Origin of the sequence: Bradyrhizobium sp. SYSU BS000235, from assembly GCF_049747295.1 — a bacterium.
GTDB lineage: Bacteria > Pseudomonadota > Alphaproteobacteria > Rhizobiales > Xanthobacteraceae > Afipia.
This window is the reverse complement of sequence record NZ_JBMHJM010000001.1, coordinates 4,518,508-4,539,367: the sequence shown is the minus strand read 5'-3', so window position 1 is coordinate 4,539,367 and position 20,860 is coordinate 4,518,508. Positions and strand designations below refer to the sequence as shown.

At 58.9% G+C, this 20,860-nt stretch carries 18 protein-coding genes and 1 pseudogene; 6 read left to right on the top strand and 13 right to left on the bottom strand.

All coding sequences use genetic code 11. The features are described 5' to 3' along the window. The first annotated feature begins 199 nt into the window (after window positions 1-199). Window positions 200-934 (top strand): response regulator, encoded by a 735-nt coding sequence (locus ACP0KA_RS21215; RefSeq protein ID WP_424630692.1) that lies wholly within the window; start codon window positions 200-202, stop codon window positions 932-934. Window positions 935-1,490: 556 nt separating this feature from the next. Here the strand turns inward: ACP0KA_RS21215 and ACP0KA_RS21210 are convergent. After that, a complete protein-coding gene (locus ACP0KA_RS21210) occupies window positions 1,491-2,063 on the bottom strand; it encodes a DUF1127 domain-containing protein (RefSeq protein WP_424630691.1) in 573 nt (190 codons plus the stop codon). Window positions 2,064-2,505: 442 nt separating this feature from the next. Here ACP0KA_RS21210 and ACP0KA_RS21205 point away from each other — a divergent pair, with 442 nt between their 5' ends. The 3 genes from ACP0KA_RS21205 to ACP0KA_RS21195 all read left to right on the top strand — a co-directional run bounded on the left by ACP0KA_RS21205 (window position 2,506) and on the right by ACP0KA_RS21195 (window position 6,381). After that, a complete protein-coding gene (locus ACP0KA_RS21205) occupies window positions 2,506-3,258 on the top strand; it encodes a gluconate 2-dehydrogenase subunit 3 family protein (protein WP_424630690.1) in 753 nt (250 codons plus the stop codon). 24 nt (window positions 3,259-3,282) lie between these two features. Next, the gene (locus ACP0KA_RS21200; protein WP_424630689.1) at window positions 3,283-5,049 is read left to right on the top strand and encodes a GMC family oxidoreductase; all 1,767 of its coding nucleotides are present in this window, start codon (window positions 3,283-3,285) and stop codon (window positions 5,047-5,049) included. A gap of 390 nt (window positions 5,050-5,439) precedes the next feature. Next, window positions 5,440-6,381, top strand: a complete 942-nt coding sequence (locus ACP0KA_RS21195; protein WP_424630688.1) for a S1/P1 nuclease — start codon at window positions 5,440-5,442, stop codon at window positions 6,379-6,381. Between the two features lie 112 nt (window positions 6,382-6,493). On the opposite strand, the gene lepB is transcribed toward ACP0KA_RS21195, so the two are convergent. Next, complete coding sequence (lepB, locus tag ACP0KA_RS21190; protein WP_424631681.1) at window positions 6,494-7,258, bottom strand: signal peptidase I; 765 nt, start codon at window positions 7,256-7,258, stop codon at window positions 6,494-6,496. A gap of 1,713 nt (window positions 7,259-8,971) precedes the next feature. Between lepB and ACP0KA_RS21185 the strand changes: the two genes are divergently transcribed. Beyond that, window positions 8,972-9,580 carry a hypothetical protein gene (locus tag ACP0KA_RS21185; protein WP_424630687.1) on the top strand — a complete coding sequence of 203 codons (609 nt, stop codon included), beginning with the start codon at window positions 8,972-8,974 and terminating at the stop codon, window positions 9,578-9,580. Window positions 9,581-9,695: 115 nt separating this feature from the next. On the opposite strand, the gene ACP0KA_RS21180 is transcribed toward ACP0KA_RS21185, so the two are convergent. The 3 genes from ACP0KA_RS21180 to ACP0KA_RS21170 all read right to left on the bottom strand — a co-directional run bounded on the left by ACP0KA_RS21180 (window position 9,696) and on the right by ACP0KA_RS21170 (window position 12,965). Continuing rightward, complete coding sequence (locus tag ACP0KA_RS21180; protein ID WP_424630686.1) at window positions 9,696-11,510, bottom strand: hypothetical protein; 1,815 nt, start codon at window positions 11,508-11,510, stop codon at window positions 9,696-9,698. Window positions 11,511-11,787: 277 nt separating this feature from the next. After that, window positions 11,788-12,231, bottom strand: a complete 444-nt coding sequence (locus ACP0KA_RS21175; protein WP_424630685.1) for a hypothetical protein — start codon at window positions 12,229-12,231, stop codon at window positions 11,788-11,790. A 542-nt stretch (window positions 12,232-12,773) separates the two neighbouring features. After that, window positions 12,774-12,965: a hypothetical protein gene (locus ACP0KA_RS21170; protein ID WP_424631718.1), complete on the bottom strand. Its 192-nt coding sequence runs from the start codon at window positions 12,963-12,965 to the stop codon at window positions 12,774-12,776. On the opposite strand from ACP0KA_RS21170, the pseudogene ACP0KA_RS21165 reads away from it, so the two are divergent. Next, a pseudogene (locus ACP0KA_RS21165) lies at window positions 12,955-13,560 on the top strand (helix-turn-helix domain-containing protein); the annotation flags it as partial. The gene ACP0KA_RS21170 and the pseudogene ACP0KA_RS21165 sit on opposite strands and share 11 nt — an antisense overlap. Window positions 13,561-13,596: 36 nt before the next feature. Here ACP0KA_RS21165 and ACP0KA_RS21160 read toward each other — a convergent pair. The 8 genes from ACP0KA_RS21160 to soxC form a co-directional block, all read right to left on the bottom strand. Next, window positions 13,597-13,923, bottom strand: coding sequence for a hypothetical protein (locus ACP0KA_RS21160; RefSeq protein ID WP_424630684.1), 327 nt, complete (start codon window positions 13,921-13,923; stop codon window positions 13,597-13,599). Between the two features lie 490 nt (window positions 13,924-14,413). After that, the gene (locus ACP0KA_RS21155; RefSeq protein WP_424630683.1) at window positions 14,414-15,388 is read right to left on the bottom strand and encodes a zinc-binding alcohol dehydrogenase family protein; all 975 of its coding nucleotides are present in this window, start codon (window positions 15,386-15,388) and stop codon (window positions 14,414-14,416) included. 289 nt (window positions 15,389-15,677) lie between these two features. Then, window positions 15,678-16,988 (bottom strand): MFS transporter, encoded by a 1,311-nt coding sequence (locus ACP0KA_RS21150; protein WP_424630682.1) that lies wholly within the window; start codon window positions 16,986-16,988, stop codon window positions 15,678-15,680. 28 nt (window positions 16,989-17,016) lie between these two features. Further along, a complete protein-coding gene (locus ACP0KA_RS21145) occupies window positions 17,017-17,763 on the bottom strand; it encodes an FAD-binding oxidoreductase (protein ID WP_424630681.1) in 747 nt (248 codons plus the stop codon). A gap of 8 nt (window positions 17,764-17,771) precedes the next feature. Further along, window positions 17,772-18,377 (bottom strand): sulfite oxidase-like oxidoreductase, encoded by a 606-nt coding sequence (locus tag ACP0KA_RS21140; protein WP_424630680.1) that lies wholly within the window; start codon window positions 18,375-18,377, stop codon window positions 17,772-17,774. 180 nt (window positions 18,378-18,557) lie between these two features. Beyond that, window positions 18,558-18,959, bottom strand: coding sequence for a DUF302 domain-containing protein (locus ACP0KA_RS21135; protein ID WP_424630679.1), 402 nt, complete (start codon window positions 18,957-18,959; stop codon window positions 18,558-18,560). A gap of 64 nt (window positions 18,960-19,023) precedes the next feature. Beyond that, on the bottom strand, window positions 19,024-19,569 hold the full coding sequence (locus tag ACP0KA_RS21130; protein ID WP_424630678.1) for a c-type cytochrome: 546 nt from the start codon (window positions 19,567-19,569) through the stop codon (window positions 19,024-19,026). Next, the gene (soxC, locus tag ACP0KA_RS21125) at window positions 19,556-20,830 is read right to left on the bottom strand and encodes a sulfite dehydrogenase (RefSeq protein ID WP_424630677.1); all 1,275 of its coding nucleotides are present in this window, start codon (window positions 20,828-20,830) and stop codon (window positions 19,556-19,558) included. Before soxC ends, ACP0KA_RS21130 begins: the two co-directional genes overlap by 14 nt. Window positions 20,831-20,860 lie beyond the last annotated feature (30 nt).

The following is a 20,860-nucleotide window of genomic DNA, read 5'->3' as shown; positions in this document are numbered from 1 at the left end:
CCGCCTGGCGTGCACGCATTACATCGTTTGCAGCCGCAATCAGTGAAAGTCAGAATCATTCAAATGTCGCGCTGCTATCGATAGCGCGATGACTATATCACGAGATATCACGCGCTTGGGGTGAAGCGTGACTGGAGCCGTCATGAAATCCGCGACCTCTGTCCTGACTCTCCCCGATGCTGGGAGAACGAACGACGATATGAGCGACGAGCTTAACAAGCTTGGCCACATCATCGTGGTCGACGACGACGAAGCGATCAGACACATGGTGATCGGTTACTTCGAAGAGCAAGGCATTCCCGTGAGTGCGGCGTCGAACCGCAACGAACTCAATCGCCACTTCGCCAAAGCACCGCCAAGCCTGGTGTTGCTCGATTTGCGACTCGGCGATGACGACGGATTGGACTTGTTGAGAGAACTCAGGTCGCATTCGGATGTGCCGGTGATCATCATGACAGGCCATCGCATCGACGAGATCGACCGCGTGGTCGGCCTCGAACTTGGAGCAGACGATTATCTGGTCAAGCCGTTCGGCCTGCGCGAGCTGCTGGCCCGCGTGCGGGCGATCCTGCGGCGGCAGGAGCTTGGCCGTGTCGCACGATCCCGCGATCCCGACCGCGGCGGATACCGCTTCAACGGATGGCGGCTTGAGCGGCGCGATCGCCGGCTGCTCGATCCGCAGCGACAGCCCGTCACCTTGAGCAAGGGAGAGTACGCGTTGCTGCTGGCTTTTCTCGAAGCACCGCAGCGGCCGCTGACCCGCGAACACCTGTTGCAGGCCACGCGCGTTCACGACGACATCTTCGACCGTAGCATCGATGTTCAGGTTCTGCGGCTGCGGCGCAAGCTGGAGACCGATCCCCGCGCACCGCGCGTCATTCAGACGGCGCGCGGCATCGGCTATATGTTCACCCTCGCCGTAGAACCGTTCTGATCCTACCCTCGTAATAAAGCGGCGATGACGCCCCCGGGCCGGACACCGGAGGCCGTCATCGCCGCTGCACGCCCGCGCATGACAAGCGGGCTCGTGCCTCGTGTCCCAAATCCAAGGGGCGCCTGATTGCGCAACGCGCTCTGGTGCAAACCTGAATTCGAGAGGACGCTCGTAAATTTGCGACTCCGAGGGTCCGCATTCCGAAGTTCGCGCAGGCTGGCGGCTTGCTCGGATGCGAACCTCGAAATCAACCTGACACTGGCAACCCTATAATTTGACTGCCGCTTTTGGATCTGAAGTTCTTCATCGATGCCTCACGCGGAAAGATTTCAAATCCGCAGCACTCGTGTGGTTTGGGTTCAGAAGTTCGCTGGAAGGACTTGCAGGAAGGATTTGCAGGAAAGATTGAGCGAACTTCTGAACCACCACGCCAGGCGCAGCGCCGTGCACGAGTAACTTGAACGAGCACAGAGCCTGGGACGCCGCCTCCGATATTCCGGAGGTCGCACAGGCTCCCCGCCACATTTCGAATCCCGTGACTGAGACGCTGATCACATCAGCAATCATGACAGTACCTCACAACGTATTCGATCCGCGAGCGATGCGGAATGCCGATGTCATGCAACGTCTTGTCATCGAGTTCGGAGAGCGCATCGACGGCTCGTTTGATGTCCCTCTCCTTGCGCAGATGCTCACTGATCGCCGTCGCAACGTCTCGTGACGACGCCAACCAATTCCAACGTGGAGCGACCATCGGCGACGGCGCGGGAAGCATCCCGATCACGCGCTGTCCATTTGGCGAGATCTTTTCCTGTGGCCGATGCTTCGTCTCCGACCAACGTTCATCATCGAGAAAATCATCCACGGGGCACAGCGATACGCCGCTTATGGAAAAGCCTTCGAGAATGAAATCCAACACCTTTGACCACACCGTCTTACGGTCCGGCTCTGTCTTCGGTGTCACCGCCGTATTATCCGAATTGATGTAAGCGAGATGCAGCGCTACGCGCGACACGTCCCTGCGCGCGGTGCTATATCGATGTCCTACTGCGGCGGTCTCTTTGCCATCGAACGCGAAGTAAAGCGTTGCAGGCTTCAGCAACGTTTCAGACGAGTACTCCTGTTGCATCAGTCTTCTCCCATAAGGCTAGGTGCGGGAGAGAATGTGCAGGCTCGGTGTTACGTCGTGGTCACGCGTGCGGGAAATATGGTTACGCTCGCAATGCAGCAGTCATCGTTTTGCCATCTCGCTGCTCTGTCATGTCACTGCTCTGTCATCTCACTGTCGCGCAATACGGAGCCTTTTATTCGCTTCGTCGAAGTTGAAGCTCATTCATTTCCACCTTGCGAGCATTTCACTTCCGCGACGCCAGAACGTTTGCAAACTAGCGTGGCGGTTCAGAAGCTCGCTCTATCTTTCCCGCGTCCTTACAGCGAACGTCTGAATCAAAACCACACTAGAATCATAAAGTTATTGGTGCCTCTCTGATCCAAAGTTCGCACCAGAGCGTCGCGATGAAGCGAACTTCGGATCCGGGAAGTCCGTCTCAAAATGAAAAGTGAGTTCGGCCATGACGATCAAGCGTCGTGAATTCGTTGTCGGAGCCGGTGTCCTTGGTGTTGCCAGCGTAACTGGCGGGTCGATCGCTCCACAACCAGCATCAGCACAACATGCGATGCCGATGGGCAAAAAGGAGGCTGCGCAAGCATCACCCTCCGCACAAACAGCGACATCCGCACAACCCCAGAAACGCACCTACACTTTTCTCAACCCGGATGAGGCCGCCTGGGTCGAGGCCGCCGTCAATCATATGATTCCGGCGGATGAATTGACCGCGGGCGGGGTCGATCTGGGCGTCGCCTATTTCATCGACCAGCAATTGGCTGGCGGTTTCGGGCAAGGCGGCAAGATGTTTATGCAGGGTCCGTGGCATCCGGGTACTCCGCAGCAAGGGTGGCAGGTTCGCCTCCCGCCTGCGGAGGCTTATCGTGCCGCGATACCTGCGATCAACGCGTATTGCACGAAGACATACGGCAAGGACTTTGCATCGATCACAGAAGATCAGCGCGATGAAGTGTTGAACGGCCTTAGCACGGATAAGGTCGATTCCGGCCCGCTCCCTGCGGGGCTCTTTCTCGACCTGCTCTATCAGAACGTGATGGAAGGCTTCTTCAGCGATCCTGCCTATGGCGGCAATCGCGACAAGGCTGCGTGGAAGATGATCGGCTACTCCGGCGCGACCGGCAACTTCGTCGACCTCATCGAGACGACTTACAACAAGCCTTACACCGAAGAACCGCAAAGCATCGCTGACTTAAGCTGATCTCAAATCGAAGGAGCATTTCCGATGGCGACGAAATTGAAATCCGTCGACGCGGTCATTGTTGGTTTTGGCTGGACCGGTGCGGTACTGGCCAGGGAATTGACGAAGGCAGGCCTCAACGTGGTCGCGATCGAGCGTGGCGGAATGCGCAACACGACGCCGGAATTTTCCGCGCCGATGATTCATGACGAACTCCGCTTCGCTATTCGGCACGACCTGATGCAGGACGCATCGCGCGAAACCCTCACCTTCCGCAACAATGTGGACCAGACCGCACTTCCGATCCGGCGCTGGGGCTCGTTCCTGCCCGGAAACGGCGTCGGCGGCGCCGGCGTGCATTGGAATGGCCAGCACTATCGGTTCGCGCCGAGCGAATTCAAGATCCGCAGCCACTATCAAGAACGATACGGCAAGAAATTCATTCCTGAAGGAATGACGATTCAGGATTGGCCGGTTACTTACGACGAACTCGAACCTTATTACGACCGTTTTGAATATCTTTGCGGCACAGCCGGCAAAGCTGGAAACATCAAAGGCGTGATTCAGCAAGGCGGCAATCCATTCGAGGGCCCCCGCGCCCGCGAATATCCCAATCCGGCGATGAAACGCTCCTTTCAGATGAAGCTGTTCGAAGATGCCACGCGGGAGATGGGATTCCACCCCTATGTCCAGCCATCGTCCGACGTCACGCAGCCCTACACCAATCCCGAAGGCGTGGACATGGGCTCCTGCGTCTACTGCGGGTTCTGCGAACGCTTCGGTTGCGAAATGTCAGCTAAGGCGAGCCCGCAATCGACGCTGCTACCGCTTTTGCTGAAAGATCCGAAGTTCGAACTGCGCACCCTTTCTCACGTCACCAAGGTCAATCTCGACTCCACGCGCAAGAAGGCGACGGGCGTCACCTATGTCGATTCGCAAGGTCGCGAGTTCGAACAACCGGCCGACCTGGTGCTGCTCTGCGCCTTCGTCCTGCATAATTCACGCCTGATGATGCTGTCGGGCATCGGCCGCATCTACGACCCGAAGACCGGCAAAGGCGGCGTCGGGCGCAACTACGCCTACCAGATGTCCAGCAGTGTGACGGCGCACTTCAACGACAAGATCTTTAATCCGTTCATGGGAGCCGGTGCGTGCGCCATGATCATGGACGATTTCAACTACGACAACTTCGATCACGGGCCGCTGGGCTTCGTCGGAGGCTCTTACCTCTGTGTCGAGAGTAAAGGCCAGAGACCGATCGACTTCCGCAACCTGCCGCCCGGCGAGCCGCGCTGGGGCAAGAACTGGAAGCAGTCGGTTGCCCACTGGTACAACCGCACATTCGTGATCGCCGCCTTCGGCAGCGTCACGGCCCAGCGAGGCAACTATCTCGACCTTGATCCGAACTATAAGGACGGCTTCGGCAATCCGCTGCTGCGGATGACGTTCGACTTCAGTAAAAACGATTTGGATATGTCGAAGTACTGCACCGATCGTGCTGCCGACATCGCCAAGCACATGAACCCGGACAAGATGGGAATCAATTATCGAAAGGGCCCCTATTCGATTGTCCCCTACCAGACGACGCACACCACCGGCGGCACCATGATGGGAGCCGACCCAACAACAAGCGCCGTAAACCGCTATTTGCAAAGCTGGGATGTCTCCAACGTATTTGTCATGGGCGCGGGCGCCTTCCCGCAAAATCCCTCGCATAACCCGACGGGCACTGTCGGAGCCCTCGCCTATTGGGCCGCCGATGCGATCACAAAGAAGTATCTGAAATCCCCTGGCCGCTTGGTCCACACCTGAGCGTCATCGACTCCTCCCCGATCACGCTCCCCAGCGCGCCAATCTTGCCTCGATTGGCGCGCTAGTGTCCCGAAAATCCAAAATTTGCCTCATCGCGCAGCGCGCGCTCTGATGCAAATTTTGGATTCGAGAGGCCAACTGGCTTCCCGCACCGAAAAACGCGTTCAACCTGCTGCTGCGTTTGGACGCGCCGAGGTCAGAGGCCCTGACAGGCAAATGGAATCCACCGCCGGTCACGCGCGTGCAAGGCATTCAGAATTTGGCGGCTGAATAAAGAACCTCACGTCACCTTTTCGGCATTGAGGAATGTGACGGCTCATCCGCCGGTCACATTCCTCTTAATTGCGGGCGCTAGTCTCGTGGCACATCCACGCCATGGGAGTTTCGCCGATGCGTCGCGTTATCTCAGCGCTCCTTGCTTGTCTCGCCGTGCCGCTCAGCCCGGCGCTCGCCTGGTGGGACGAAGGCCATATGCAGATCGCCTACGTCGCCTACAAGCATCTCCACGCGCCGGTGAAGGACAAGGTCGACGCACTGCTGAAACTCAATCCCGACTATGCGAAGTGGACCGCGGGCACGCCGGACGAAAAAACGGCCAAACTCTACGCGTTCATTCACGCAGCTACCTGGGCCGACGACATCAAGGGCAAGGACTACGACTACAAGCGCGATGATGCGAACAGCGCCACCGCCGGCCAGAACATCGGCTATGCCGACCGCAACCAGCACGCCTACTGGCACTTCAAGGACATCAACTTCACGCCCGACGGCGTGCCGCTGCCGCCGAACGATCCGGTAGATATCGTCACACAACTCAAGCTCATGATCGCGACGCTGCCGCCCTCCTCCGGTGCGACCGATGACGTGCGCTCCTATGATCTCGTTTGGCTTCTGCATCTGGTCGGTGATGCGCATCAACCACTTCATGCGGTCGGCCGCTTCACCAAGCAGCTTCCCGGCGGCGACACCGGCGGCAATGCCGAGAGCGTGATCCCCGCCACGGGCGAAGCCATCGCGTTGCATGCCTATTGGGATCGCAGGTTCGGCAGCTACGCGTCGCCTTTTGGCGCGATGTTCGACGCCGACGACAAGGACGGCCTCTCAAGTTTTGGAGTGAACAAGATCTCGGCCGCGGTGTCCGATCCGCAAGCCTGGATCGAGGAAAGCGCCGAACTGGCGCGGCAATACGCCTACGCTGCGCCGGTCAGCCCCGGCAAGAACAGCGTGATGCTGACGCGCGACTACGAGACCAACGCGCGCAACATCAGCCGCGCTCAGGCCGCTCTTGCAGCCGCCCGGCTGGCGCGGGTGCTCAACGATACGCTGAAGTGAGGGTGAGGCAGCGACATCATGCGAGTACGTACGAAGAGCCGCATCACAATTTCAGCCCTCAATGTGCTTCCTGTAAATAAGGGCGGCTATTCGAGGCTGTTCCCAATAATTCCTAAGAACCATGCCCGTCATCCGACGCGTCGGATCGATGTGGCCTGAGGCTTGTGAGCATCCGATCCCAGCGCGCTCCAGTGAACAAATCGGTAGAACCAGGGTATCTGGAGTAGTGGATAACCTCCACCCGGCCGATCAGATTCTCAAAGGGCACGTAGCCGACAGCGGACAAAACCCGGCTGTCGGTGGAGTTGTCCCGGTTGTCGCCCATGAGAAAATAATGCCCCTGCGGCACTCTGTAGGGATTGGTGTTGTCGTAAAATCCGTTTGGGACGCAATCCAAGGTGCGATAGCTGACGCCATTCGGTAACGTTTCCTTCCACTGCTTGGTGCGCACATTTGCGCCGAGCTCCTCTCCGCACGGTTCGCCTCCAACGAAATCTTCGATACGCTCCTGCTTCACGGGCACACCATTGATGTGGAGGACGCCCTCTTTCATCTGGATCCGGTCGCCCGGCAGACCAATAACCCTTTTTACGTAGTCTGTGGTGTCATCCTTCGGCAACCGGAAGACCACCACATCGCCCCGCTCAGGTGGCGTTGCGAAGATGCGTCCAGAAAACAACCTCGGCGAAAAAGGAATAGAGTAATGTGTATATCCGTACGAAAGCTTCGAGACGAGAACATAGTCTCCAACAAGCAACGTCGGCTTCATGGACCCGCTCGGTATATTGAACGGCTGAAACAAAAATGTCCTTATAAAAAGTGCGACGAACAACGTGGTGACAGTCTTCGATAAAAAGCCTGCAAGACGTTTATCCAGCCATCTGCGGAATCCCCATTCCGCGATGTGATATGTCCAGTCGCGCTTGGGAAATTGCAGCGCTTGAAGTGTGCTTCTATACTCATCATCCGAGGCCCCCTTCGTCGCCTCGATCAGGGTTTGCACGACGGGGCGAATGCGATCTTCGGAGAGATCGTCGGTCTTAAATTCCTTCCATGGCGTCCTGTCCGCCCCAAGAATAACCAGCGCGCCGCTCCGCCGATACGGCGGGAGTTCAATGTTGTTGCGGGCCAGTTCACGCCGTGCCTTTCGCCATCGTTGACCATGAGAGATTCCGAGGAGCGCCTTGAGCACCCAGCTCAGTTGCAAATATGTCGGCGGCATTAGCCAGATCGTCTTGCGCAGCAAGACAGGATCATTGGCGAGCGTGGATATCTCGTACAGCGTTCCGGGTGAAATCGTCGGAACGATGATGATGATCTTCGCCGTGGAGGAAATCTGGCCGAATGTGGCCTGCCAATCCCGGTCGCTGGACGTGATCTTTGCCGCTCCGATGCTGTCGCCTTTCGTTCCGATGGCGACAAGCGGCATCGTGGATTCAAATGCAAACGACAATGCGAATTCGACATCCCAATAAGGCCCCACCAGCAAGCGATCGAGCAAGCGCGGCATCCGGTTGCGGACCAACAGCTTCCCCGCTGTAAAGAACGACCTCAGATAGAGAATATAGTCCTCTCCCTGAGTTGTGAGGCTTATTGCTTGCTGGTTTAGCGAGGATTGAAGCTCCCGACGACGCCGTCGATAACGCGACAAGATACCGAATCCAACCAACAGGCAGACAAGGACACCGAAATTCACTAGGCCCAGCACTGCTTCATTGGCGCGGAGGACAACCTTGACGGCTTCGCCCGTAACGAACGGAACGACTACAAAAAAGGATACCGCCGTCTTTTCCTGAAGGTTGGGCTTGAGCGACTGCTTGCGTGCGGATGCCAGAGACTCGCCGCCAGTGTATCCAGCCAATTTCGGATTTCGCGACAGACTCGCCCTGACCAGCCGAATGACTGCCCTAACCAACAGAAAGAGCGCAGCGACACTCCCTATGACGACAATGGAGAGCCCCATTGACCCTATAAATATCAAGATTGATTCTAGAGAGACGTCCCGATCGCTCACGTACGCTTGCGAGACAATCTGATCTGACAAATGGTCGTCAGGGAGCGCTAAAGCGGCTTTCGCGCGCTGCTGCTTGTATGTATCTGCTCTTATTGCAAGATAGAGTTCCGCGATCGATCGCGCGATGCGCTCGGCACGGTCAGGAGCATCGGAGGAAAATTCGATGACCAGAATTCTGGAATGAGCGACGAAAGAAACATGCAGGCGTTTGTACCAGGCTCGTAGAACACGCTCGCTGCGGCTCTCTGTCTGGGGCTGCACATCATGCGCGCTCAGCGCAGGATCGAATTCCGGCAACTCGTCGAGTTTCTCCTTTGCAATGATCGTTCGGGCAAATTTCAGTGATCCGATCAGGAGGACTTGTTCTTGATAATCCCTCTCTTTCAGAGGACCAGCTTCGCCTCCCTTGAGCGACACGCCTTTGCTGCCGTCAAGTACGATGGCGACGTCAGACACGTATTTCGGTGGTAAGCTAATTTTGGCGAGCGCGAACAGAATGCAAGTCAATACCCCGGTGGCTACAACCCAGCCCCGATAGCGCCGCATGATTTTCCGGATGGCCGGCAATTTCATGATTTGCCCGGCAACGAAGATGACTGCACAGATCAGCAACACCTTGGCCAACGGCAGGCTTCTCGACACGAAGAACGTCCGGCGCGTCACCGGATCAGGAATAGGCGCCGGCGTGAAGCCAAGGTTTTCCCGATACTTTCCAAGGTAAGCCTCAACGATCGAGCGAAGAACTTTTGCCGCGAACTCTCGATCGCCGGCCCGGAAATCGATTTTCAGGACATCCGAGTTCGGAATTTGTGTGACATCCAGGCGATCGTAATACTCAAGGAAAACCCGGGCCAAAGGCGTCACACTGAACGCGTCGATCCCAAATCGCAGGCGAAACCAGAGCAATCCCGTCGGAGAGCGCAGCAAAACCGGATCAAACTCAGGAATATCCCCCAGCTTGTCCTTCTTGATGACCTCCGCCGCCACCTCGCGGGACAACAGGAGCTGAATCTGAGTCAGGGTATCGTGATGAATGAGCGGCTGATCAGCCTGGGGCGGTCGTTGCTCGGCTTGGCCAGTCTCCGCCCGACGGAATTGCAACTCCGCCACGTATTCCGGATACAGCAGATCGACGCCAGCAGCGGCGAGAAGATAGACCACCGCGGCAATCAGGAAGGGCCATAGAAAACGGCGCAGGTGGCGCACCTTCCCGGATAATTCACCCGGACCATTGCCGCCAGTAAGCCTGCGGATGAGCGGCCTCTCCACCAGCAGACGGCCCCAACCCCGGCGCATCGAACTACGCGGCCTCGATCGATTTGATGCGGAAGAGCTGCATCCATCCGGTGACGTCCTGCATCATCGAAAGCGCCAGCGCATTCATGGAATGCCCCAACTCCCATGACGTAGCAGGGCCCTGGACTTCGACGGCCTCCAGTTCGGCCTCGGCGTTCTTGAGAGTCTTGATCATCATGGATGATTGCTGCTGCAGCAGAGGCAATTCCGAATAGGCCCTCAGACCGACAAACGATCCCGACAAAGCGGAGAGACAAGCCCCGAATGTCGTCAGCCATTCGATGGGCGTGCCGGTGCGCCCCATGAACAAGAGCACCATTTTGACTAGCCCGGCCGCGGCGGTGATGAAAAAGAACATCTCGCCCGCCCGCTCGATGCTCGATGCCGCAGCCCTGGTGCTGCCCGCCCGCCAGCGATGATACTGAATCTGTTCTTTGATCAGAGCCTTGGCGCTCGCGGCCGCCTTATCCTTTTTGACGTCGAGGCTGCCGGTAAGCGCCGGCGCGGAACGCGTGACGGCTGCGAAGTACCACGCAATCCAGGCGTCGCGCGGCAATCCCGACGATTGCGCGTCCTCATGCTCTTCCGAGGTCAGCGCGGACCGCAGGACCTCTTGCGCAGGCAGGGATCTTCCGATCGTCCACAACATAGCCTGTTTGCGGAACAGCTCTGCCAGCAACCGGTAGGAAATCCATCGCTCATGCCAGCGATAGAAATAGTTTGTCATCACGAGAGCGGCGATGGCCGCCAGTGTCACAGCCTCTATCGCGCCCACGAAGATTTCGAAGTGATGCGGAAGAAGGCTGCCGATTGGCGGAGACGCGACAGCGATGAAGGCAAGGCCCGCAATCAACACGTAAGACGAACGATACCGGTTGCCATAAGCCTCAGAAAGTTGGTCCGCAGGCTGGAAGTATCCAAACCACCACTGGTTTTCGTTGGATGGGGTGAAGTACGGCGATTCCATTGGCCGGGCGGGTGCCGACTTTGGAATGAGCGCCTTCATGGCCATCGCATAGGCTCGCCAGATTCCTCTCGTCTTCAGGCTGGTTTCGTCGAGATAATCATCCAAGGGCGTTTTTTCGCCCCGCAGAGCAAGAGACAAGCGCCGCGCCAGCCGCCCAAAGGCCCCGGCATGTTCCACAGTAGCGACCTTCGGAGGCGTAACGGCCCGCTCGAGGTATCTGACGAGTTCATCACGGCTCGTGTCGCCCGCACCACGCTCGCCACCGAAACGTAACTTTCGCGGATCGTCTGCAAACAGTGGCGCTGATTTTCCGGAGGCATCGATCCACCAGACCGGCACCTTCACGTTCGTCGCGAAGCGGACAATCTCTGCGGTCCCGCCGGGCCCTCTTTCGCTCGCGCCATCCCATACGGCAATCAGCAGATCGCAATTACGCACGACGAACCGCCCGACTTCCCGGTAGCTCTCGTTCGCAAACTCACGTGTGCCGTCGAGCTCGAGCACATCCGCCTTCGCCAGCAGCGCGCGAAATCCGTCGACCGATTCAGGGAAGTCCTGCTCGTACTCGGCCTGCGCGAAAGGAAGCGGAGCGTGGAGCATGTAGCCAGCCTTCAGCGCCTCCTCTGCAACGAGCCGGTCGCTGCCGGCCGCCAAAGGCGACACCAGCCGCAACAATGGGAGGCGGCCCGTGCCCGGCATCTCCGCATAGATGGCCTTGCACGCAGGTGTTTCGGCAAGCCTCCCCAACTCGCGGCTGACAAGCTGAAGAATGCGCGAGACCTCGACGCGAACGGAAGCTTCGGCATCCGAGGCAATAGCCCGCGTCCCGGTGACGCCCACGCGAAAGGTCATGGGCGTTTTGTTGGGACCCTTGTTGGAAATTTTATCGGGAGTTTGATTGGAAGGGGCGGTCATTCACGAAGCGCTGTTTTGGAAATCTCACCGAGCGCCTGACGTGACGCAACGACGCCCTTGAGAGAAAATCAATAAATACAGCGCGCAGATTGGCATAACGGCCAGTGCTTGTCTCGCCATTTTCAAAGCCCTGGCCTGACGAGGCGCTCCTTATGTGCCCTCGTGCGCTCCGGAATGGCGACGTTCATCCGGCCCTGTAATGCGGCTGTCATTTTCAGGCGCGGCCCGTCCTGAACCGATCGCTGCTTGCTGCGAGCTTGGCCAGCCCATTGGCGAGCGTAAGGGCTGTCATGATCACGTAAAAGCATCGCAGCGCGAGATGATCGACCAGATAGATGGCCGGCCCCACAATCACAAGGATGACTGTCATTTGCAGCAACGCGATCGGCCAGACCGCCGTAGCGCGCCGGATGGCGAAGGCCACCAGTAACAACACCCACGCGCAAGCCAATAAAGAGGATATGCCGACGACCGGGCTGAAGGCTTCCGGGACGATGAAGGAGCCCGCCGCGACTATCACCAGCAAGATCGATATCTCTATTCCCAGGATGATGAAGCTGAAGCGTTGAAGCTTGTGATGCCGGGCCGGTAGCCTTCCCCAATGCAAGAAGGCCGGTGCGATGCGGTTGATGAGCGCTGAAGCGGGCAATTTGACCATCCTGTCGCTGGTCGAGTCTGAAAAGGATTGCGTGTCTTCGGTACCGCCGGCTCGTAATTCACGCTTTGAAATAACAAAGTCGGCATACCCGAGCTGCTCGCCCTGGGGTTGGCCTCAGGAAAACGCCTCATCTTCACTCTGCGGATCACACAGCACATTCTCGCGGCCGCTGGACGACTCAAGCCGACCGATCAATCGTATGTCGATCAATTATGCATAAACTGCGACCGACAATGGTCCGGGGCGACGGACTCGAACCGACCCGCGAACAGCCATCTGCTGCCAATTAAGGGGGTATAAGACCCTCCCGCACACCCGTGCTGCCCCGGCAAACTAGCGGGAGCGACGTATCAGATGGTGAGCGGCGAGCGATTGCATCGTGAATCGATACCATCGCCGCTGCGCCATTGCAACTGATCGAGGTGACGGCGAAAGCGCCACCGTGATCATCAGATCATGCAGCCCTCAAATCATGTAACCACCGCCAACCTCGATGGTCTGCGCATTGACCCACGCATTGTCGTCCGAGAGCAGCGACGCGATCATCTGGCGTTGTTGACGAGATAATCGAAGGATGGCCGCTCGAACTTGTCACGCAGCACCCGCGTAACCTCTGCCACAAAGCCTGGAAAGCACGACGTGTTGCCGACGTCGAGCGCCAGCGTAACCGCCTTGCCACCTGCATCTTGGATTTCCCGCACAGGTCTCGTCGGCACCGGGCTTGTGGCTCTCACCCTCGACCCTGCCCGCGTCGCAGATCTGTAGATGGACGTTCCGGCGCAGCCCGGTACGGCAAGCCGGCGCAGCGGCTATTCGGTATGCACCGTCACGCCTGAACTGCTCGATGCCTGGCTCAGACTGCTGCGGCTGACGACGCGACCGGCAGACATTGCCGCGCTGGCGCCGGCCTATGAGCGCGAGGTCCTCTATCGCGTGTTGCAGGGACCACAGGGCTGGATGCTGCACGACATCGCAGCGCCGGACAGCGCGCTGTCACAGATACGCGCGGCGATCCACTGGATCAGGACGCATTACGCGAAAACCGTGGAAGTCGAACAGCTTGCGCGAATGACCTCGATGAGCGCCTCCGCCTTTCACCGTCATTTCAAGGCGGTGACCGCGATGAGCCCGATCCAGTTTCAGAAACGCATCCGCCTGCTGCAGGCGCGCCAGCTGCTGATTTCCCAAGCGATGAATGCGTCATCCGTCGCCTATGACGTCGGCTACGAAAGCGCGTCGCAGTTCACCCGGGAATACGCCCGCTTCTTCGGCCTGCCGCCTGCCAAGGACGCTGCGCAAATCCGCGAACGGATCAAGACCGCAGCGTAAGCACTTGATAACGGCAGCTTAAACGGCAACCACAGCTCAAGCGGGAGCTGGCGTTGGCTGTGCGATCTTTTCCTTCAGATCGGTGCAGGTCTTGCGGACCTCTTCCGTCATCCGCGTGCAGTTTTCGATCTCCATGAAGATGCGCTTTGCCTCCTCGCGGTATTTCGCTGCCGTTTCCTTCATCTCCTCAGTCGCTGCAAACGCGTTCTTGGTCATCGTCTCGCATTGCTTGACGCGTTCGATCAGCTCGGCGCCCATTCCTTCGATTTCTTTCGCCGCGGCTTCGTATTCGCGGACCACGGCCTCCGCCGACAATTTGCCGATTTCCGTGGCTCCATCGCAATGCTCCACATAATCCGGCATTGCCCGTCCCGGCATTCCGCTCTTGGCAGACACGACATTCAAAGAACGCGGCTCACGTACCGGTAAAAAATTGTGAACCTGCGCTTCAATCTCTCTTTCCAAATCAACCAAGTCCAAGACTTGTCCATCTAGTGGCTTCACCATCACTAGTACTCCTTGGGTTACAAAGTTAGTCCTCGTAATCGGAGCTTAGTTGGTCACAGCCTCATCTAAATCTATTCATACGGTTTTTGGTGATGAGTACTTTCCTCGTCTCCAACGCCCGGCCTCGAACACTTTAATCCGATGCATGGATACAAGGCTCCATCCACCCGCGCCTCGAGATCACGATGGCGTGAGCTTGGGAACCAGTTTCGCGCAAGCATCGGTTGCAGCGGCGTGCCGCCCCCAGGACCACCGCGCTGATCCGCAAGCGGATCAGGACTGCGACGTAATAACCCCATGTGACCACATCGAAATACATGACAAGGGCTCGTCTCTGCGTGACCGATTAGCGATGCACGACCACCATTTTGCCGGCGGCCTCATTCGCCTCCATGACGCGATGGGCCTCGCGGATGTCCTCGAAATCGAACACGCGTGAAGGTTTGGCCTTGAAGCGGCCCTGCTCGACCTGACGCGCGATATCACCGAGCGGAACGTCGGAGACTGGAAAGCCCGGCGTGCCGAACACGAAGCTGCCGAAGAATGTCAGGTACACGCCGCTCGCCATCTGTAGCAGCGGGTTGAAATCAGGGATCGGCGCGAGACCGCCGAGCCAGCCGGCCAGACACGCCTTGCCGCCGCGCTTGAGCATATCGAGCGAACTCATGATCGTGCTGTTGCCGACCAGATCGAGCACCGCATCGAGTTGCTTGGCCTCGGGAAGGCGCTTCACCAAATCGGCACTCTCGCGCTCGGCACGGCGCGCTCCCAGTGCCTCGAGCATGCCAAACCGGTCGGGATTTCGTGTCGTTGCAATGACATGCGCGCCTGCGTTCACGGCCAGATTCACTGCAGCCTGCCCGAATGACGACGTCGCACCGCGGATTAAGAGCGTTTGCCCCCTCTGGAGATCCAGGTTGCGAAACAGGCAGGTCCACGCAGTCGCGTATGTCTCCGGGAGGGCGGCGAGATCAGCCCACGGCAAGTTGGATTCGATCAGCGCAACGTTCGAGACAGGCGCGCGCGTATACTCCGCGTAGCTGCCGTTGATCGTGCGTCCAAGGCCGCCCATCAGCGCCGCCACTTTCGCACCGAGAGGAAACTCACCGCCGGGACAAGAGTCGACAATACCCACGCATTCAATGCCGCTCACTTCGGCGGCTTCCGCCCACTCTCCGCGGCGCATGTGCAACTCGGCGTGATTGAGCCCGAATGCCTTGATCTGGATCACCACGTAGCCAGCCTTCGGCTCCGGCTTGGGGATGTCCTTGTAAACCAGGCTGTCGAGGCCGCCGAACTTCTCGAGAACGATGGCACGCATGTGGGCTCTCCTTGAAACATGTCGCCGCTCCACGGCGATCGAGATGACTGGGCAAAACGCCCGAGGTCTATGCCTGGATTACATAACCTCTTTAATGGCAATTAGATGGTTATCAAACCAAGTCGTAACCTGTCAATGACAATCAATAAGGTTATGCATGATAGTGAATCGCCGCTCGGCCGGGAGCGGCGCCGCCCAACTTTTGGTTGCGAAACGCGATCCAACCGGAAAACCGGCTGGCATCCGATTGGGAAATTTCAGGAAATCGTTCGCCGCTTGCCGGCAGCAATCAAACAGACGGCGCGGATTGTCCTGGCGCCGTTTCACGCATCAGCGCCATGGCAACGAGGCCGACGGCAGTGGCAAAAAGCAGATACCACGCAGGTGCGAGCGCATTGCCGGTAACGTGAATGAGCCACGTCACCACCAGTTGCGCGGTGCCGCCGAAGGCGGCGATGGCAACGGCATAGATCACGGCGAAGGCGCCGCCGCGAATATGCTTCGGCAATCCTTCCGCCAGCGCCACATAGAACGCGCTGTAGGGAATGCTACCGATCAGCGACAACACGCCGAAGCCGCCGAGCAGCGCCCATGCACTGTGCGTGTTCACGATCCAGAGGAACACCGGATAGGTGAGTACAAGTGCCGCAAGCTGCGGCCACACCATGATCGGCCAACGTCCATAGCGGTCCGCAAGCCAGCCGCCGTAAAGCACACCAGCGAGGCCAAGTGCATTGCTGACCACCGTGGTGCCGAACGCGAGCCCCGGCCGTACATGCAGCGTGTTCTCCGCATAAGTCGTCATGTATTGCGTGACGTAAGTGATGATCGTGCCGCTGGCGAGCACGAGCAGGCCGAGGATCAGGAGACGGAGATGCTTGCGCACTCCGCCAGCCGGCTTGCGCGCCGCCTCTGGCGAGATCGACCCGGTCTCCGGCAGATGCAGCGATTCCGGCAGTCCCTTCCGCATCCATAAGCCAAACGGCAAACAAACCGCGCCAAGCAGGAACGCGATGCGCCAGCCGTAAGCATCGAGCGCGGCACTGCTCATGGTTTCCGACAGGATCGTGCCCACCAGCGCACCAATCGTCGCCGCAATCTGCTGGCTCGCCGGCTGCCATGACACCGCCAGCCCTCGCCTCTCGGGCTTTGCTGTTTCCAAAAGGTAAGCCGTCGTCGGCCCTACTTCACCGCCGAGCGAGAAGCCCTGCACCATGCGCGCGATGATGGCGAGGATGGGTGCCGCAATGCCGATGCTCTCATAGGACGGCGTCAGCGCCAGCAGAATGATGGCGCATCCCATCATGGTGAAGCTCAGCACCATCGCGGGCTTGCGGCCGACGCGATCCGAATAGGTGCCGAGCACCAGCGCGCCGATCGGCCGGGTGATGAAGCCGGCGCCGAAGGTCGCCAGCGACAGCATCAGGCTGCCGAACTCGCCCTGCGTCGGGAAAAACGTGCGGCCGATCTGGATCGCGAAAAAGCTGTAGGTGATGAAATCATAGAACTCGAGCATATTGCCGATGGTGACGGCAAGCGTGGCCCGGGCCGGCGACGGCAGCGGCGCTTCATCGACTGTCGGAGCAGGTTGTTCTGTCATTCTATCGTTGCTCCCATTCCAACCGTCTTCAGCCGCCGTAGCGCTCGGTCTTGATCAGATCCGCGGGGATGCCCGCCGCCAGCGCGCCATCCGCGGCCGCGTTCACGAACGCATTCGACCCGCAGACAAACACATGAACGGGCGGACCGGGCAAACGTTTCACCACATCGGCCACCATCGCCTCATCGATGCGCCGTCCGAAATCCTGCCCGCGAACACTGGCTTCACGGGTGAGATTCAACACAAAAGTGAAACCGTTCATCTCTTTGTTGAAGTCCTGCAGCTCGTCGCGGAACAGCGCTTCGTCCCAGGTGCGCGCCGACAACAGCAGAAGCACCGGCACGGTCGAGCCTGCGAGATCCGCTGCCTTCAGGTGACGCACCATGGACACCAGCGGCACGACACCCGATCCGCCGCCCAATAGCAATAACGGGCCGCCATCGGTGACCGACCATATAAAGTGTCCGCCGAGAGGGCCCCTCACCTCGATGTCATCGCCCGGCACGATGACATCGTGCATGAACATCGAAACCTCGCCATCGTCCAGCCGTTCGACAGCGAGCTCGATACTGGTGCCATGCTCCGGTGCGGAGGCGATGGAGTAGCTGCGCATCGCCTGATAGCCGTCGGGCGCGGTGAGCCGGATATCGACATGCTGCCCCGCCTGAAATTCAAACGGGTGCTCCAGCGACAGGAAGAAACTTTTGATGCGCGGCGTGCGCACGACGATATCGATGACGGTGGCGGTCTGCCAGCGCACGGGACCTTCGGACATGCGTGAATTCAATCTCCCGAGTAGCGCTGCTCGCGCCAGGGGTCACCATACATGTGATAGCCGCGAAGCTCCCAGAAACCTGCTTCGTCACGCTCGGTGAACTGCAGACCGTTGAGCCATTTGGCCGATTTCCAGAAATAAAGATGCGGCACCAACAGCCGGGCCGGGCCGCCATGATCGCTGTCCAGCGGCTCGCCGTCAAAGCGCAGCGCCACCATCGCCTTGCCGGCAAGATCCTGCATCGGCACGTTGGTGGAATAACCGTCGAACGAATGCGCCAGCACGTAAGGCGTCGGCGCCTCGATGCCGGCGGCTTTCAGGATGTCGTCCACCAACACCCCCTCCCACACGGTATCGAGCTTGGTCCAGGTGGTGACGCAATGGATGTCGCGGGTGATCTGCGTGATCGGCAGCGCGTTGAATTCGGTCCAACTCCAGCGCTTCACCGGCCGCGGTCCGACCTTCAGGGTAAACGTCCAGTCGGCGATGCGGATGCGTGGCGTGGGGCCCGCGCTCAATACCGGGAAGTCCTTTTCGAGATGCTGTCCCGGTGGAATGCGGCTGCTCAGATCCGTCGCCCGCGGACGGCCGGTAAAGCCTCGGGTCGTCGCCATGCTGGTCTCCTCTCATCCGCGTGCCAATACACTGAATGTGTTGCACAAAGATAAGCGGGAATGGTGAGTATTCCAGCGACGGTTACGAGAATTGTTTCATTTGATCGTTCAGGTGCGAGCGCCGCTGAATGTGCGCTTCGCACCTGTTGGTGTGTTCTGTCCGGTTTCGGCCCGGACCGATTACGGAGTCGTCGCCTTGGCTGCAATCGCCTTCAGTCCGTTCGACATCGCTTCGACGATAGGCTTGGCGGAGTCGCCCAGACCATGCCGATGGGTGAGATAAGCCGGATCGTTATAGGACAAGAACGTCGTGCCGGCCTCGTCCTGCCAGACCAGCGCCTTGAGCGGCAGATCAATGCCGATGGTCTGGACCGATTGCATCAAGGGCGTCCCGCCCTTGGCGGCACCGAAGATCAAAAGGTCGGTCGGCCGCAGCTTCATGTCGACGGCGGTCGCGCCGGCGGCGTGATCGATGTGGGCAAAGACCGTCATGCCCTTGGCCTTCACCTCAGCCTCGAACCGCTTCATGGTCTCTTCCGGTCCGAAGCTGCTGCGTGTCGTGATCAATCCATCTGCAGACATGGCATGCTCTCCTAATACAGTAAGCGCGACTAACGCGACAATGAGGGCTTTTGCGATTTTCATCTCACTTCTTCCTGAACAGTTTGGCCGGATCGAAGTTCGGGTCCGGCACGAAGCCGTCGCGGTTCGGCATTTTGATTTTCGGCAGGCTCTCCCGATCGAGCTTGCCGTCGTCGGGCAGAAGGCCGTTTAAGCTCAGGATGTAGGCAGCAAGGGAGTAGTAATCGTCATTGCTCAGCGATCCGGGGGCCTGATACGGCATCGCCCGGTGGATGTAGTCGTACAACGTCGTGGCGTAAGGCCAGTAGCTGCCGACGGTCTTCACTGGTGCGTTCGACGCCAGCGTTCCCTGCCCGCCAGCCAGGCGATCCTTGATACCGCCGACACCGTTATCGCCGTGGCAGACCGCGCAGTTGTCGGCGAAGAGCTGCTTGCCCTGCGCCACGGTCCCGCTACCCGGCGGCAGTCCCTTGCCGTCGGGCCTGACATCGATATCCCATAGCTTGATCTCGTCTGGCGTCGCGGGACGGCCGAAATCATAGGCGAGAACCGGAGAGATAAAAGCCAGGGCCATTGCTCCGGCCAACAATGCTTTGTTAATCGAGGACATTGCGAACCCTCCCGGTCTCGTCGATGCTCCAGGTCTGCTGCGCGTTGTAGTGAAACAGCGCGTTGGTCCCCACTTTGGCGATGAAGGACTTGCGGTCCGGTTGGACGTTGCCCTTGTCGTCGGTCGAGCGGCTGACGATCTTGGTCGGCTTGCCGTCCCACACCCAGTCCATCTGGAATCTGGTCTGCGCCTTGGGCAGTGCCGGAAGATTAAGTTGTGTGGTCTTCCAGGTTTTCGCGCCGTCAGTGGAGATCTCCACCTTGGTGATCTTGCCATGGCCACTCCAGGCCAGCCCGGTGATGCGATTGTACCCCGGCTTGATGACCATCGTCCCGGACGGCGTCGTGATCACGGAGTTTGTATCCATCCGAAGCTGAAATTGGATGGCCTTGCCGTTGGCTTGAAGCTGGGTGTAGCGCGCCGTTTCCCAGCGCGTCATCCAGGGCCTGTCGCCGAATTCCAGACGGCGGAGCCACTTGATGTTGAGATTGCCTTCGAAGCCCGGCATCACCAAGCGCATCGGAAAGCCGTGTGCCGGGCGCAGCGGCTCCCCGTTTTGCCCGAAGGCCACAAACGCCTCGTTCAAGATTTCATCGGTGAGCGGAATGCTGCGCGCGACTGCGGCCGCATCACCACCTTCGGCGAGCATCCAGTTCGAATTGCGGTCCTTTCCAACCAGGTCGATCAGGAATTTGAGCGGAATACCGGTCCATTCGTTGGTGCTGACGAGACCGTGCGTATTCTGGACGGTGACGTTCTCGTCGGCCTTCTTCCAGTTTTCCCAGCCGTTGCCGGTGCATTCGATGAAGAGCGTGCGCGAGATCGATGGCATCGCCTTGAGGTCCTCGACATTGAAGACCAGCGGCTTCTTCACCATGCCGTGCACGAGCAGACGATGTTTGGCCGGATCGATATCGGGCGCGCCCGAATGACTCCGCTCGTAGTGCAGATCCGACGGCGTAATGGCGCCAAACAGCTTGTCGAGCGGCGTCTTCGAGTTGATCGCGTCGCCCGGATCGACATTCCGCTTGCCCGGGGTGGATTCAGGAATGCGCGCGAGCTTGACGTATTTCGATCGCTCGCTGGTTCCGCCGAGATCGGCCCCGGGCTCACGGGGCGGGACATCAGCAACGGAGTCGGCAGCCGCCTGTCCTGCGACGAGACTTCCCGCAAGACCGGTCGAGGCTGCGATAAAGTTTCTGCGTGACAGACTGCGGTTGGTACTCGTGGTTTCGACAGGGATATTGGTTTCAGTCAACATGTTGGCATATCCAACGTTTGCGTTTCAATT